11 protein-coding genes and 1 pseudogene are annotated in these 14,233 nt (G+C 69.7%); 4 read left to right on the top strand and 8 right to left on the bottom strand.

Going from position 1 to position 14,233, the window contains the following annotated elements:
• Positions 1–16: 16 nt before the first annotated feature.
• Positions 17–1,228 (bottom strand): MFS transporter, encoded by a 1,212-nt coding sequence (locus tag ACIQMX_RS20030; protein ID WP_363066901.1) that lies wholly within the window; start codon positions 1,226–1,228, stop codon positions 17–19.
• A 139-nt stretch (positions 1,229–1,367) separates the two neighbouring features.
• Between ACIQMX_RS20030 and ACIQMX_RS20025 the strand changes: the two genes are divergently transcribed.
• Genes ACIQMX_RS20025 through ACIQMX_RS20015 form a run of 3 tightly spaced genes read left to right on the top strand, consistent with a single transcriptional unit; the run spans position 1,368 to position 3,514 of the window.
• Positions 1,368–1,826, top strand: a complete 459-nt coding sequence (locus tag ACIQMX_RS20025) for a MarR family winged helix-turn-helix transcriptional regulator (RefSeq protein WP_402479793.1) — start codon at positions 1,368–1,370, stop codon at positions 1,824–1,826.
• Positions 1,827–1,869: 43 nt separating this feature from the next.
• Positions 1,870–2,322, top strand: a complete 453-nt coding sequence (locus tag ACIQMX_RS20020; RefSeq protein WP_402479790.1) for a GNAT family N-acetyltransferase — start codon at positions 1,870–1,872, stop codon at positions 2,320–2,322.
• Positions 2,323–2,350: 28 nt separating this feature from the next.
• Positions 2,351–3,514, top strand: coding sequence for a winged helix DNA-binding domain-containing protein (locus ACIQMX_RS20015; RefSeq protein WP_363066904.1), 1,164 nt, complete (start codon positions 2,351–2,353; stop codon positions 3,512–3,514).
• Between the two features lie 120 nt (positions 3,515–3,634).
• Here the strand turns inward: ACIQMX_RS20015 and ACIQMX_RS20010 are convergent, their stop codons facing one another.
• From ACIQMX_RS20010 to ACIQMX_RS20000, 3 genes are all read right to left on the bottom strand, one after another.
• Entirely contained in the window at positions 3,635–5,017 is a 1,383-nt protein-coding gene (locus ACIQMX_RS20010) for a serine hydrolase domain-containing protein (protein ID WP_363066905.1), read from the bottom strand.
• A gap of 37 nt (positions 5,018–5,054) precedes the next feature.
• Entirely contained in the window at positions 5,055–5,303 is a 249-nt protein-coding gene (locus tag ACIQMX_RS20005; RefSeq protein WP_402479787.1) for a hypothetical protein, read from the bottom strand.
• An 86-nt stretch (positions 5,304–5,389) separates the two neighbouring features.
• The gene (locus tag ACIQMX_RS20000; protein ID WP_402479784.1) at positions 5,390–6,820 is read right to left on the bottom strand and encodes an MFS transporter; all 1,431 of its coding nucleotides are present in this window, start codon (positions 6,818–6,820) and stop codon (positions 5,390–5,392) included.
• 142 nt (positions 6,821–6,962) lie between these two features.
• On the opposite strand from ACIQMX_RS20000, the gene ACIQMX_RS19995 reads away from it, so the two are divergent.
• A complete protein-coding gene (locus ACIQMX_RS19995; protein WP_402479781.1) occupies positions 6,963–7,886 on the top strand; it encodes a LysR family transcriptional regulator in 924 nt (307 codons plus the stop codon).
• A 270-nt stretch (positions 7,887–8,156) separates the two neighbouring features.
• Here ACIQMX_RS19995 and ACIQMX_RS19990 read toward each other — a convergent pair whose 3' ends face one another.
• From ACIQMX_RS19990 to dnaB, 4 genes and pseudogenes are all read right to left on the bottom strand, one after another.
• Positions 8,157–9,185, bottom strand: coding sequence for a hypothetical protein (locus ACIQMX_RS19990; RefSeq protein ID WP_363066909.1), 1,029 nt, complete (start codon positions 9,183–9,185; stop codon positions 8,157–8,159).
• On the bottom strand, positions 9,182–10,465 hold the full coding sequence (locus ACIQMX_RS19985) for a CHAT domain-containing protein (RefSeq protein ID WP_363066910.1): 1,284 nt from the start codon (positions 10,463–10,465) through the stop codon (positions 9,182–9,184). The genes ACIQMX_RS19990 and ACIQMX_RS19985 overlap by 4 nt, the downstream gene beginning before the upstream one ends.
• A gap of 490 nt (positions 10,466–10,955) precedes the next feature.
• Positions 10,956–12,326: pseudogene (locus ACIQMX_RS19980) on the bottom strand (hypothetical protein); the annotation flags it as partial.
• A 404-nt stretch (positions 12,327–12,730) separates the two neighbouring features.
• Positions 12,731–14,209: a replicative DNA helicase gene (gene dnaB, locus ACIQMX_RS19975; protein ID WP_148019636.1), complete on the bottom strand. Its 1,479-nt coding sequence runs from the start codon at positions 14,207–14,209 to the stop codon at positions 12,731–12,733.
• Positions 14,210–14,233: the final 24 nt, after the last annotated feature.

Genomic DNA, 14,233 nt, shown 5'->3' with positions numbered 1-14,233 from the left:
GTGAGGGGTCGGGCGGTCAGTGCCGTCCGGCGGGTACGGCGGCCGGTTCCGGGGTGTGGGTGGCCACGAGGACGCTCCGGGCGGTCGTGCGGCGCTCCAGAGTGCTGGAGACGACGGCGAGCACCAAGGCGGAGGCGGCGAGCGCAGCGCCGACCCAGTTGGGTGCGGTGTAGCCGAGACCGGCGGCGATGACCATGCCGCCGAGCCATGCGGACAGGGCGTTGCCGAGGTTGAAGGCACCGATGTTCACCGCCGAGGCGAGCGTCGGGGCGCCGGCCGCCTGGTCGAGCACCCGCTTCTGCAGCGGGGGTACGGTCGCGAAGCCCAGGCCGCCGATCAGGAAGATGGTGACGGCTGCCGCGACCTTGTTGTGGGCAGTCAGGGTGAACAGCGACAGAACGATGGCGAGGCCGCCCAGGGACACGTACAGCAGGGGCATCAGACGCCGGTCGGCGAACCTGCCTCCGAGCAGGTTGCCTCCGACCATTCCGAGGCCGAAGAGGACCAGCAGCCAGGTGACGGACGAGGCCGAGTAACCGGCGATCTCGGTCATCATCGGTGTGATGTACGTGATCGCGGCGAAGACCCCGCCGAAGCCCAGAACGGTCATGGCCATGGCGAGCAGCACCTGCACGTTGCGGAACGCGGCGAGCTCGTGGCGGAGCCGGACGCCTTCGGGGCGCGGCTGGTCGGGAATGAGCCTGGCCACACCGAGCAGACCGATGACGCCGAGCGCCGCGACGACGAGGAACGTGCTCCGCCAGCCGACGCTCTGACCGATGTAGGTGCCCAGCGGCACACCGACGACGTTCGCGACGGTCAGGCCGGTGAACATCATGGCGATCGCGCCGGCCTTCTTCTGCGGGGCGACCAGATCGGCGGCCACCACCGATCCGATGCCGAAGAAGGCACCGTGGGCGAGCGAGGCGACCACCCGGCCCGCGAGCATCACTCCGAAGACGGGAGCGGTCGCGGAGACCACGTTGCCGATGACGAACAGCGCCATCAGGATCATCAGCATGCGTTTGCGGCTGACCCTGGTGCCGAGGAGGGTCATCAGAGGGGCTCCGATGACGACACCGAGCGCGTACCCGGTGACGAGGAAGCCTGCGGTCGGGATCGAGACCTGGAAGTCCGCAGCCACCTCGGGCAGCAGCCCCATGATCACGAACTCGGTCGTTCCGATGCCGAATGCCCCGATGGCGAGGGCGAGGAGCGCCAGCGGCATGGGTTTCACCTTCCCTGGAAATTGCGTCTGCGCCTTACGAGCGTCCACAATAATTGCAGGCGCGGGTTAATTGCAAACGCGGGCTATTGCGGTTGTCGCCTATCCTGGACGCAAGCAGCTCCGGCACGGAGGAGAGACCATGACAGCGACGGACCCGGCACTGACCGCCCTCTCCCAGGGCTGGTGCGCGCTCTCCCTGCTCCACGGGCAGATCGAGGCCCGTATCGAGCGGGCTCTTCAGGCCGGGCACGGCCTCAGCGTCAGGGAGTACTCCCTGCTGGACGTCCTGAGCCGACAGCACAACGGACCCGGTGGACACCTTCAGATGAAGCAGGTGGCCGACGCCGTCGTGCTCAGTCAGAGCGCCACCACCCGACTGGTCACCCGTCTCGAAGACCGGGGCCTGCTGACCCGGTACCTCTGTGACACCGACCGGAGAGGCATCTACACCGATGTCACCGAAGCCGGTCTCACGCTGCTCTCCGAGGCCCGGCCGACCAACGACACCGCTCTGCGGGCCGCTCTGGACGAGGCCGCCGAGAACCCCGAACTGGCCCCGCTCGTCCGTGCTGTCGAGGAGCTGAAGGTCCCCGTATAAAGGACCCGGCCCCGGAGCGCGGCCCGGCGTAGGCTGTTCGATCATGAGCGATCTGGAAATCCGCCCCGCGGCCACCGGCGATCTCGCAGAGATCGTGGCCATGCTCGCCGACGATCCGCTGGGCGCCGGGCGTGAGTCGCCGGACGACCTCAGCCCGTACCTCGCGGCGTTCCGGCGGCTGGCCGACGATCCCCACCAGCATGTGATGGTCGCCGTACGCGCCGACCGCGTCGTCGGGACGCTCCAGCTGACCGTGATCCCGGGTCTCTCCAGGCGCGGCTCCACCCGGTCGGTCATCGAGGGCGTCCGTGTCCACGGGGACGAGCGCGGCAGCGGTCTCGGCACGCAGCTGATCCAGTGGGCCGTGGACGAATCACGCCGCCAGGACTGCCAGTTGGTTCAGCTGACCTCCGATGCCACCCGGACCGACGCACATCGCTTCTACGAACGGCTCGGCTTCGTGGCCAGCCATGTGGGCTTCAAGCTCACCCTCTGACCTCAGCCCCGCGCCCGAGGGAGCGACTGTGCACCGCATCAGTGACGAGCAACGCCGCACCAGGATCGGCCGACGGCACCTCCTGGCCCCATCGATGCGGCCCGAGTCCCCCGTCGCCGTGGCCGACGCCCTCATCGCCCTGCACGCCACCGACGCAGCCACCGTGTTCCTCTCCGCGTGCGCACGCCTGAGAGCACCCGGGGTATCCGCCGTGGAGAAGCGCCTCTACGAGGACGTCTCGCTGGTCCGCCTGCTCTCCATGCGCAACACCCTCTTCGTCGTATCGGAGGAGATGGCGCCTCTGGTCGAGGCGTCGAATGCGCGCGCTGTCGCCGCGAAGGAACACCGGACCCTCCTCAAACACCTGGCTGAGGACGGCAACGGACTGGACGAGCGATGGCTCGCCGACACCGAGGAGGCCGTCCTCACGGCCCTCACCACCCGGGGCTCCGCCACGGGCAGCGAGCTCTCCGCCGCCGTACCCGCCCTGCGTACCAAGATCACGGTCTTCCCCGGAAAGAAGCAGGAGACGGTTCAGGGCGTGGCCTCACGGGTCATCCGCGTACTGGCCGCCGAAGGAAGGATCCGGCGGGACCGGCCGCGAGGATCCTGGACCTCCAGCCAGTTCCGATGGACGGCTTCCGAGCCGCGAACCGGGCTCGACAGCGACCTGGCGCAGGCGGAGTTGGCCCTGCGCTGGCTCCGCTCGTACGGCCCCGCGTCCGAGGGGGACCTCAAATGGTGGACCGGCTGGGGCCTCGGCCAGGTCCGCAGGGCGCTGGCCACGGCGGGGGCGGAAGAGGTACGGCTCGACAACGGCGCCACGGCCTGGGTCGCGCCCGGGGACCAGGGGCCCGAGGCGGCTCCCGAGCCCTGGGCCGCCCTGCTGCCGGCGCTCGACCCGAGCGCCATGGGATGGGCCGATCGCGGATTCCATCTCCCGGCCGAACACCGGACGGCCCTCTTCGACCGCTCGGGCAACATCGGCCCCACCGTGTGGTGGAACGGCCGGGTCGTGGGCGGATGGGCTCTGCGCGCCGACGGCGAGCCGGTCTGGCGGCTGCTCACCGACGTCGGCCGGGATGCCTCCGCCGCGATCGAGGCGGAGGCATCCCGGTTGGCACACTGGGTCGGCGAGGTCCGGATCACACCGCGCTTCCGCACGCCGCTGGAAAGGGAGTTGACGGGCTGACCGGCCCCTCACGACGTTTCACGTGAAACGGGCCGCTCGGCTCCCAGGACCGCTCACCCCCTGGATCCGCTCAACCCTTCGATCCACTCAACCCCGGGGCCCCTCAGCTCCTGGGGTCGCTCAGCTCCCCAGGCCGCGCCAGCCGTCCTCGTCCACGCCACCGGGAACGGCCGCTGCGGGATCGTACGGCTCACGCGTGAACACGAACGATCCGAGATCCAGATGGTTCACGCTGCCGTCGTCGTTCCGAACGACCCGCAGTGTCTCCCCCGCGTAGTACCCGTCCAGCCCGATCCAGGTGCCGTCCGGGCGGGCGGTGAAACGGGCACCGCGCCCCTGACCGTTGAGAGTCTGCAGCTCCAGCCCGCGATCGGGGGCCAGCCGAAGAATGTTCGTACGCGTCCCCCAGTACCAGGGGCCGGTGAGCGCCAGAAGCTCCGGGTCCACCTCGGGCAGCGGGCGCCACGGATCCGGGATGCGGGGTTCGGCCTCGGCGACGATGTCCACGAGTTCGGCGGCCACCTCTCCGACCATCACCCCGGCGGTGACATTGGCGAACGCGACGGCTGCCACATCGTCCTCGGCACTGAACCAGAGCGCCGCCAGGAAGCCGGGCAGCGACCCGGTATGCCCGATGAGCGTGCGGCCCTTCCTCCGGACCACCTGTAGTCCCAGACCGTAATGGCCTTCCCAGTTCCCCGGCTCGGGCGGTGCCGCCGGTTCCTTCATCTCTGCCACGGAGGCTGCCGCGAGCACCCGGTCGTCGCCGTCGGCAAGGAACGCGGCGAAGCGAAGAAGGTCCGCGGTGGTGGACCAGAGCTGCCCGGCAGGCGCCATCAGCCCGAGATCCTCGGCCGGTTCGGGCAGCATGACGTCCGCCCACGGATGGACCGCCCAGCCGCCTGCGTGCGGAGCCTGTGCCTGCGGGCTCGTACGGTGCATGCCCAGCGGCTCCAGGATCTCGGTGCGCAGCACCTCGGCCCATGACGCTCCGCGCACCGCTTCGATCAGTGACCCGAGCAGGGTGTAGCCCGGGTTGGAGTAGTGATGCCGGCGCCCGGGCGAGTGCATCCTGCTCTGCTCACCGAGTACGTCCGCAAGGCCGGGGCGCAGCGTGCCGGGGGTCCGTTCCCACCAAGGTGCGGGCGACTCGGCAGCCAGCCCGGCGCTGTGGCCCAGCAGCTGGTGGATGGTCACGTCTCCCGCTCCCGTACCGGGCAGGTGCTTCTCCAGCGGATCGCCGAGATCCAGCAGACCCTCGTCACGCAGCCGCAGGACCAGCACCGCAGTGAACGTCTTGGTGAGGGAGCCGATCCTGAACTGCGTATCGGAATCGGGGGCATGGCCGTCGACACAGGTACGGGAGCCGTTCCAGACGGCCTGGCCCCGCCGCTGCACGGCGGCGGCCAGCGACGGGGAGCGGCCCTCGGCCTGGGCGGTGGCGATGCGGTGCAGCAGCGCGCGCCGCGTACTCGGGAGCAACTGTTCAGCAGGGGAGGTCATCGTCAACAACTACCTCCCGCAGAGGCCCTTGGCGACTTCATTTCCCGGGCTCCGGGCATCCGCTTCCGCGCTGCCGGTCCGCGGTGGACGAGGTGACCGCCGCGGCCGGGTCCTGCTTGCGCCACACCGTGCTGCGCAGATCGGAACCGCGGACGGGCTGGATACGCCATGGGCCGATGCTCAGCACGTGGTCCTCCGGGTGGCCGGGGCCGCCTTTCCGGTAATGAACCGGGTCGTAGCCGCCGCCCGGAGGACCGCCCCGCCCGTACAGCTCCCACGCGGGCATCTTCGGTCTCCCGTCGTCGGCCCAGGTGGTGACGCTGTCGGTCGTCGGTCCGGTCGTCCTTTCGGGGCCGTCGCAGGAGTAGAGGCTCAGTGGGAGGCGACGGTGAGGCCGGCGCACTCCGGCGCGGTGTCCCGCCGGGAGCGCAGGCCGAAGGCTCCGACGACGGCGGCGAGCACCGCGGCCGCGAACGGCACGAGCAGCCCTGCCCGATAGCCGTCCAGCAGCGCTGCGGATGTCTCCCCGTGCGTGGCGGCCACACTGATCGCGGTCACCGCGGAGAGTCCGAGCGCGGCGCCGAACTGGAAGGCGGTGTAGAGCAGACCACCCGCGAGCCCCTGCTCCTCCTCGGCAATCCCTTCCGTGGCCGCGATGGTGAGCGGGCCGTACGCCAGAGAGAAGGCGAGGCCCAGGATGATCAGGCCCGGGAACATCGCCGCATAGCTCCAGTCGGCGCCCAGCGGCAGGAACAGCCCGTAGGAGAGCACGGCAAGCAGCAGTCCTGCGAGGATCACCGCGTCGTTGCCGAAGCGGTTGACCAGCCGTGGCGTGAGGGTCGGCGACAGGATCGCGTCGACGCCGACGACCAGCATCGCGAGGCTCGTCTGCAGCGGCGACCAGTCGCGGAGCTCCTGGAGGTAGAGCACCACAAGGAACTGGAAGCCGAAGAAACCGGCAGCGAACAGCATCGCCGAGAGGTTCGCCCGCACCAGGGGCCCGTTGCGGAGAATGCCCAGGCGCACCAGTGGCTCGGCTGAACGCCGCTCGATGACGAGGAAGGCGACGAGGAAGGCCAGACCGGCCGTCAGGATTGCGGCACTGGCAATGACTCCGGAGTGAGCCGCACGCTCGACGCCCAGCACGATCAGCACGAGGGCGACGGTCACGGTGACCGCACCGGCGGCGTCGACGCGCTGTCCGGTTCTGTCGGGGCGGTCCGACTTGGGGACGAAGGCGAGAGCCGCGACGAGGATGAGGAAGGAGAGGACGACCGGGGCGAAGAAGACCCACCGCCAGCCGGCGGCGGTGAGCAGGCCCCCGGCGACGAGCCCGATCGTGAACCCTCCCGCGGCGGTGCCCGAGTACAGGAGCAGTGCCTTGTTCCGCTCCGGCCCCTCTGCGAAGCCCGTGGTGATGACGGACAGGCCCGCCGGGGTCATGAACGCCGCGGAGACGCCCGTGATGAATCGCGCGACGATCAGCATCCATCCTTCGGTGGCGAATCCGCCCAGCCCGGAGAAGAGCAGGAAGACGGTGAGCCAGAGGACGAACATCTGACGGCGCCCGAACAGATCGGCCGCCCGTCCCCCGAGCAGCATGAAGCCGCCGTAACCGAGGACGTAGGCGCTCATGACCCACTGCAGCTCACCGGTGGAGAGTCCGAGATCGGCGCGGATCGCCGGCAGCGCCACGTTGAGCATGGCCACATCGATGCCCTCGAGGAAGATCGCGCCGCACAGAACGAGCAGAATGCCCCACTTGCGCGCGTCCAGCCCGTTCGACGTACTCAAGGCACTCATGACGAGTAACCCCTCCCGGAGTGGTGGGTGTTGGTGATGCCTCAAGCCTTCTCCGCACCCCGGAGCGGAACAACAGCGATGATCGCAACGTTCGTACAGCCAGGCTTACCGATCCATGGCCGACGCGACCCGGGGGATGCACATGGACCAGAACGAGCTCGAATGCTTTCTCGTCCTCGCCGAAGAGCTGCACTTCGGCCGGACCGCCGCCCGGCTGCACCTTTCCCGTGCCCGGGTGAGTCAGCTCGTCCAGAAGCTGGAGCGCCGAGTGGGAGCGCCGCTGTTCACGCGGACGAGCCGCAGCGTTGCGCTGACCGCTCTGGGCAGCCGCCTCCTCGATGATCTCGAACCCCACTACCGCGGCATCGAGAGCGCCCTGACCCGGGCCGTCGCCTCGGCACGCGGCATCGAAGGGATCCTGTACGTCGGCTTCTCGACGCCGCTGGCCGGAGAGATGGTGATGAAGACCACCGAGAAGCTGCGCGCCAGCCATCCCGAACTCAGCTTCGAGGTATGCGAAGTGCCCCTCTCCGATCCGTACGGGATGCTGCGCAGAGGCGACTTCGACCTTCAGCTCACGGATTTCCCTCTGGACGAGGCCGACTTGACCCGCGGCCCGACCCTCCTCGCCGAGGACCGGGTGCTGGCGGTCGCCGCCGGGCATCGCCTCGCCGGGCGGGACACGGTGACGCTGGAGGACCTGGCCGAGGTGTCGCTGCTGACCATCGCGGGAGACATCCCGGAGTACTGGCAGGAGCATCGGCTGCCGACGCACACCCCCAGCGGCAGGGCGATCGCGCCGGGCCCGTCCGTCACCAGCTTCCAGGAAGGACTGACACTCGTCGCGGCCGGCAACGGCGCGCTGCTGGCCGGGGCGCACGTCGCCCTGTACCACGGCCGCCCCGGCATCTCCTACGTTCCGGTGGAGGGGGACCAGCCCCTCGGGTACCACCTGATGTGGCGGTCCGGCGGTGGCAGTCGGGCGATCGAGCTCTTCGGCCGCACGGCGCGCGAGGTCGCCCGGGACATGGCCCCGGCTGATCCGGGGAGAGCGCTACCCGGCTGACCGTCCCCGGGGGCGGCGGCGCGGGGCCCTCAGCGATCGCCATGGGCCGGACCGCCCGGAACCCGGCCGCCCGGGATCGGACCGCCCTGAATCGGTGTAGGTTCTCACTCGGATTGTCCCATTCCGGTGTGCTGACCTGGAAATGCTCGACCGTCTCATTCGCGGGCCACTGGCAGGTCTGTCTCACGATCTTGTCCCGTGAGAGCTGCCCTCTCGCCTGCAGGCATTCGGAATATTTGAGGTGCGCACCTCCTTGCGTGCGTTGGCCGCTCAGCGCGAGTAGTTCGCGAGGGTCAGCAGTAGATGGGCGGATTCCGGGCGCACATGGTCGGAGTGGGCCCCCGCCGGGTTGAGATGGCGACCGCGGACATACACGTCGGAGGCGTCGATGCTGACGAAGCGGTGGTCGAGTGCGGAAAGCGGATACTGCTCGTCGAGCGGCAGAAGACGCGTGGTGAACATGGGCGCGGGTGCCGGACCGATCCCGGAATGCCCGATGCCGGGCTGCCGTTCGGCCCTCAGGTGCCAGAACCCCGTCGCCCGGTCGTGGCGGGAGTACGTGGCGACGACGGGGCCCCTCAATGGAGCGCCGTCGTGCGCCTCAGTCGGCAGCATGTATGGGAAGAGCGAGAGGAATGCGTCGCGTCGTGCGGCCATCTGGAACAACAGCATGCTGTCCGCGCTGAATGGGCGGGAGGGGGAGAGGCTCCTCACGCTCCAGCCGAGTGTGTCGTCGAGTTGGGCGTCTGCCGCCCACTGCATCGCCTCGCACAGGAACCGGCAGCCGAAGGAGTGTCCGACGAGGTGAAGGTACTGCCCGTCGCGGTTGGCCAGCACGGGCGCTGCCCCGGGGGCGGCACGCTCGGCGTCCAGGTAGCCGAGGAGACGGCCCAGAATGTGCGCGGCGTGTCCGCCTCCCTCGCGGGCTCCCATTGCGTGCGCCCGGTCCCGGATCCTGCGGTAGCCGGCAGGGGTGACCGGGCTGGACGACGGCCAGCGCACCACGACACACCACGGCTTGTAGCCCTCGGCCTCCAGGGCCGGATATCGGGCTGGGGCCGTCGCGAGGTTGCCGTGCGCCAAGGCCAGTAGTCGTTCGGCCGTGCGGTAGGCGGAGCCGGGGGATGTTTGCCAGCCGTGGACGTAGACGAGGATGTCCGTTGCCCAGGCGGGCGGGGCGAGACGCTCCGCGAAGTAGTGGCGCAGCCGGTGCTCGGGCACCGGCTCACCGGTGTCGGCGTCGAGTAGCCAGCCGGTCTCGTCCAGGTCGATGGCCTCGACCGCGGCGGCGTGGCTCATGCGTCGCCTCCGCTCGTCCGGTCCAGACGGGAGTCCATGCCGCCGTGCAGCCCGTAGGCGAAGCCCAGGGGGTTGCGGTATCGGGCGGCGAAGTGCCGGGCCAGCTCGTGCGCGATGCGGCCGGCAGTCGCCTTGCCGCGCAAGTATCGCGTGACGAACTCAAGCGCGTATTCCGCGGCGAACGCCTGCGGCATTGCGATCTGCGGCCCGAGGACGCCCTGCGCACCGTGCTCGATGAGAGTGCGTCCGAGGAAGGAACGGTCCGCGCTCGCTCCTGCGATTCCGGCGTGGCAGGCGTTGAGCAGGACGAGGGGTCGAAACCGGCTGTGCCGGTGGCGTGCCCGCAGCTCGCGTACGGTGTGGCCGTCGAAGGCGGTGCCATCCGTGAGTCTGATGACCAGGACGTGGGGTTCGGGCTCGTTCCCGATGAACTCGCCGTGGCACCAGAAGTACGTCAACTGTTCGTCAAGGTCCGAATTCCCGAAGTCGCGGACGAGTTCCTCGTACGTCGTGCGTACGGTGCACTCTGCGCCTTCCGTCAGCGCCTTCGCGACCTCATCCGCCCGGGTCGCGCGGCCGACGCGGACGTCATGGTTCAGGCTGACGGCGGGCTGCTGCGGAGTCGTACCGAGCGGCCCAATCCACGCGTAGGCGTCGCCGGTGTGCTCGATCTGGTGCCGGTGGCCGAGGAAACGGGCGAACAGGTCGTCCAAGGTCGCTGCGGGCGTGGTGGGTTCTTCGGTCACGCAGAGCATCGGCCAAGGCAGGTGAAGATCGGAGTCGAATCGTACTCGCAGCCCCTTCCGGGACAGGGCCGATCGCAGGTAGGTGCGGAACATTTCGGTCCGTACGTCGTCTCCGCGCAGCAGGGTGTCAAATAGTAGGGATTCTCCGCCGCGGGCCAGGTCGGCCATCACCAGGCGCAGTTCGTCCTCTGATTCGGCGCTGAGGTCCGCGGCTGTTGCGTACGGGCGCCGCCGGTCTCGCCGAGCCCGGCCGTGGTCGTCGACCGGCTGGAAATCGACGAACCGCTCTTTCCAGCGGGCGCAGAGCCGGGCCGCCGCGCCGTGGACCTCGTCGGGCCGGGCGCTCAGGTCGGCCTTGTGCTCGCTGCCGTGGAGCGCCGGAACCGACGTGCCCGACATACGGGCCCGGATCCGGCCGCCGCCAAGGACGTCGAAGCTGACGCGGAGATCTGGCGGCTCCGTCTCCAAGTGCGGCAGGAAGCGGAAGCCGTCGCTGGGGTCTTGGACGACGCGGGTGGTCAATGCGCGCGGCACCGGGTCAGTACCTCCCCTCGCGTAGCGGTGCCCATCTACTCCCGCCCCCTGTGGGACCGGGACCAGAGATGACCAGGTCCGTCTCCACCTGTTGCAGGACGACGCCGGTGTCGTGGTGGAGAACAGTGAACCGGATCCGGTGCGTGCCAGGCTCCGCAGCCGTGAGGCGGAACTGCGCGGAATCGGCGTTCCCAGGGCCGTACAGCACGGTGGCTGGCGCAACCTCCGCGCTGCTCAACGGTATGGCCACGATGTCCAGCGGGGGCCGGGTACCTGGGCGGGCCCAGGGATGAGCGGCTTCGGCCACCAGCTCTAGGGCCAGGCGTACGGGGATCCCGGCACGGGGATTGTCGTCCAGGAGCGTCAGATGGGCTCGGCAGCGCGGCGGTGCCGATGATGCGGGAGGTACTACGTCTTCCCTGCCAAGGGTGTCCGGGACCGCAGGGAACTCGGCACCGCCGCCCATCGGCCGTACGGGGCCTGCCGACAGGCCCCCGGTGTGCATCTGGAAGGCTGCGCGGCGTACCGCCTTCGCGAGGGCCGGCTCGGGGTGGGCGGCGGCGAGGGCGACCAGGACCTGGACGGTGCGGGGGTGGCCGACGGCCCGTACCTCGTCGAGGAGCATCGGCACCGTCGGCTGCACGGCCGACTCCAGGTGCCGTACGAGCATCAGGGCCTCGCCGTGGTCGGCGACCGCGGCGGCGGTGTCGACCCACAGCCAGGTGGCCTCTTCCCGGGTGAGGACCTCGTGGGCGACCTCGGGGGCGACGTCGTCGTACTCGGCGAGCCAGAGCAGGGCGTACGGGCGCAGGGTGGGCTCGTCGGCCACGGCGCGCACGTGGGGCTCGGCGGGGGCGCCGACCACGCGCAGCGCCTCGAAGGCGAGGCCGCGCAGCAGGGCGTCGTCGCCGCGGGCGGCATCGATGAGTTCGGTGACCGCGCTGCCCACGGGGCGGGCCGCGAGCCAGGCGCGGTACTCGGCGCGGGCGGCGTTGGGGCGGAGCTGGGCGCAGCCGCGGAGCATGTCCTCGGCGGCCTGCTCGATGTTGCCGGCGGGGCTCTGCGCGGCGACGCAGATCTGCTCCAGCTTGACCCACACCGCCCAGCTGCCGAGCGGGGTGAGCGTGGCCTGCTCGCCGACGTAGGTGAGGGCGCCGACGGAGGCGAGGGCGTGCAGGGCCCAGTCGAGCAGGGGTGTGAGGGGCGTGTCCTCGGTCTGCGGGCCGTAGGGGATCTCACCGCGCTCGGTGCGCAGTTCGGTGACCCGCTGTTCGAGGAGGTCCAGGAGCTGCGCCACGGGGGCCGGGCCCGCGCACAGCTGGAGGAAGGAAAGCACCTGGGACATGGCCGAGACGACCTCGCCGACGGCGGCGGGCTCGTGCTCGGCGGGCTCGGCGTGGGCGAGCGACCAGGCGTCGAAGAGGGCGACCCAGCCACGCAGTACGGCGCTGTCGTCGCGGTTCCAGGCGTGCAGCCGCCAGCCGGGGCGGGCGCGGCCACCGTGTACCTCGACGAGGCCGACGAGACGGGCGATGTTCCAGTCGGAGCGGACCTGAATCACAGTCAGGCCCAGTTCCCGGGCCGCCCGTTCGGCGGTGGCGTCGGCCAGGTCGCCCGTACCATCGAAGGCTCGGCTGTCGTAGTCGGGACCGAGCACGGCGAGCGCCCAGCGAGCGATGCGGAAGGCGGCGGCCAGATCGGAGCGCGCCATACGGGCCAGTTCCGCCGGTGCCGGTGTGCCCTCCGGCGGGCGGGGCGCGGGGCGGCGTGGGCGCCGCTGGTTCACAGCTGAGGGGGCGGCGGCCAGGGGGCGCGGGCGGACGAGTCGAAGCCTGGAGTCGCGCGGGATACGGGACGTCACCAGAACAGTCTCACCGGTTACGGCCTATGAACCCAAGAGGAGAGGCATAAGAACCAACCGCAGCCATGTTCAAGAACGCCGTCACCTCCGTATACCCAGCCCGCCGTTCAGCGCGCCGCAGCATCCGGCGTCGGTTCGGAGGCATTGGCGATCGAGCCGGACGGTACCCCTCACACCTGGTACTCCCAGCCACGCAACAGGACGGCCTCACAGGCTCAGCTGAGCGTGAGGCCACCTTCGGGGGTCAGCAGGCGCTTCAGCTTCACGTCCACGAAGACCGCGAATCTGCCAACTGAAATGCGACGGGACAAGAAGTTCGTCTCACCACGCTGTCCCTTGGGCCAGACAAAAGCCATCGTCAACGAGAAAGGGACAGGCGAAATGCGAACCTACAATCGGGCTGCTCAGGTCTGTGCCATGTCCACGAAGCGCGAGTAGTGCCCCTGGAAGGCGACGGTGATCGTCGCTGTCGGACCGTTACGGTGCTTGGCCACGATCAGGTCCGCCTCGCCCGCGCGCGGTGACTCCTTCTCGTAGGCGTCCTCACGGTGCAGCAGGATCACCATGTCGGCGTCCTGCTCGATCGATCCGGATTCACGGAGGTCGGAGACCATCGGCTTCTTGTCGGTGCGCTGCTCGGGGCCACGGTTCAGCTGGGAGAGCGCGATGACCGGCAGTTGGAGTTCCTTGGCCAGGAGCTTGAGGTTTCGGGACATGTCCGAGACCTCCTGCTGACGGCTCTCGGCACGCTTCGAACCACCGGACTGCATCAGCTGCAGATAGTCGATGACGACCAGCTTGAGATCGTTGCGCTGCTTCAGACGACGGCACTTGGCCCGGATCTCCATCATGGAGAGGTTCGGGGAGTCGTCGATGTAGAGCGGGGCCGCGGAGACATCGGGCATCCGCCGCGCCAGTCGCGTCCAGTCCTCGTCCGTCATGGTGCCCGAACGCATGTGGTGCAGCGCCACCCTCGCCTCTGCGGAGAGCAGACGCATCGCGATCTCGTTCCGCCCCATTTCGAGGGAGAAGATCACACTGGGCAGGTTGCTCTTGATCGAGCAGGCGCGGGCGAAGTCCAGGGCGAGCGTGGACTTACCCATGGCCGGGCGGGCCGCGATGACGACCATCTGGCCCGGGTGGAGGCCGTTGGTCAGGGCGTCGAGGTCGGTGAAACCCGTCGGCACACCGGTCATCTCGCCGCTGCGCGACCCGATCGCCTCGATCTCGTCGAGCGCGCCCTCCATGATGTCGCCCAGCGGCAGGTAGTCCTCGCTGGTCCGCTGCTCGGTGACGGCATAGATCTCGGCCTGGGCGGAGTTGACGATGTCGTCGACATCGCCGTCGGCCGCGTATCCCATCTGCGTGATCTTCGTGCCGGCCTCGACGAGCCGCCGCAGGACGGCACGCTCATGGACGATCTCCGCGTAGTACGAAGCGTTGGCCGCGGTCGGCACCGACTGGACCAGGGTGTGCAGATACGGAGCCCCGCCCACCTTGGTGATCTCGCCGCGCTTGACCAGCTCGGCCGCCACCGTGATCGGGTCGGCGGGCTCGCCCTTGGCATAGAGGTCGAGGATCGCCTGATAGACGGTCTCGTGTGCGGGCCGGTAGAAGTCGTGGCCCTTGATGATCTCCACGACGTCCGCGATGGCGTCCTTGGACAGGAGCATGCCGCCGAGGACGGACTGTTCCGCGTCGAGGTCCTGGGGCGGGACCCGCTCGAACCCGGGGGAACCGCCCTCCCAGCCGCTGCTCTCCCGGCCTCGTTCGTGCTGCTCGCCGCGGTCCCTGCTCTCGCCCCGGCGCTGGCGGGAGACGGGCAGCCGGTCGCTGGGACCGGTGTCGGCCCAGGGGTCGTCCAAAGGCTCGGGAATGCTCATCCGGCCACCTCCTCCCGTCCGCTC

Source organism: Streptomyces sp. NPDC091416 (assembly GCF_044756845.1).
GTDB lineage: Bacteria > Actinomycetota > Actinomycetes > Streptomycetales > Streptomycetaceae > Streptomyces.
Note: the sequence above shows the minus strand (reverse complement) of the source record. Positions and strands in the feature narration are given on the sequence as shown.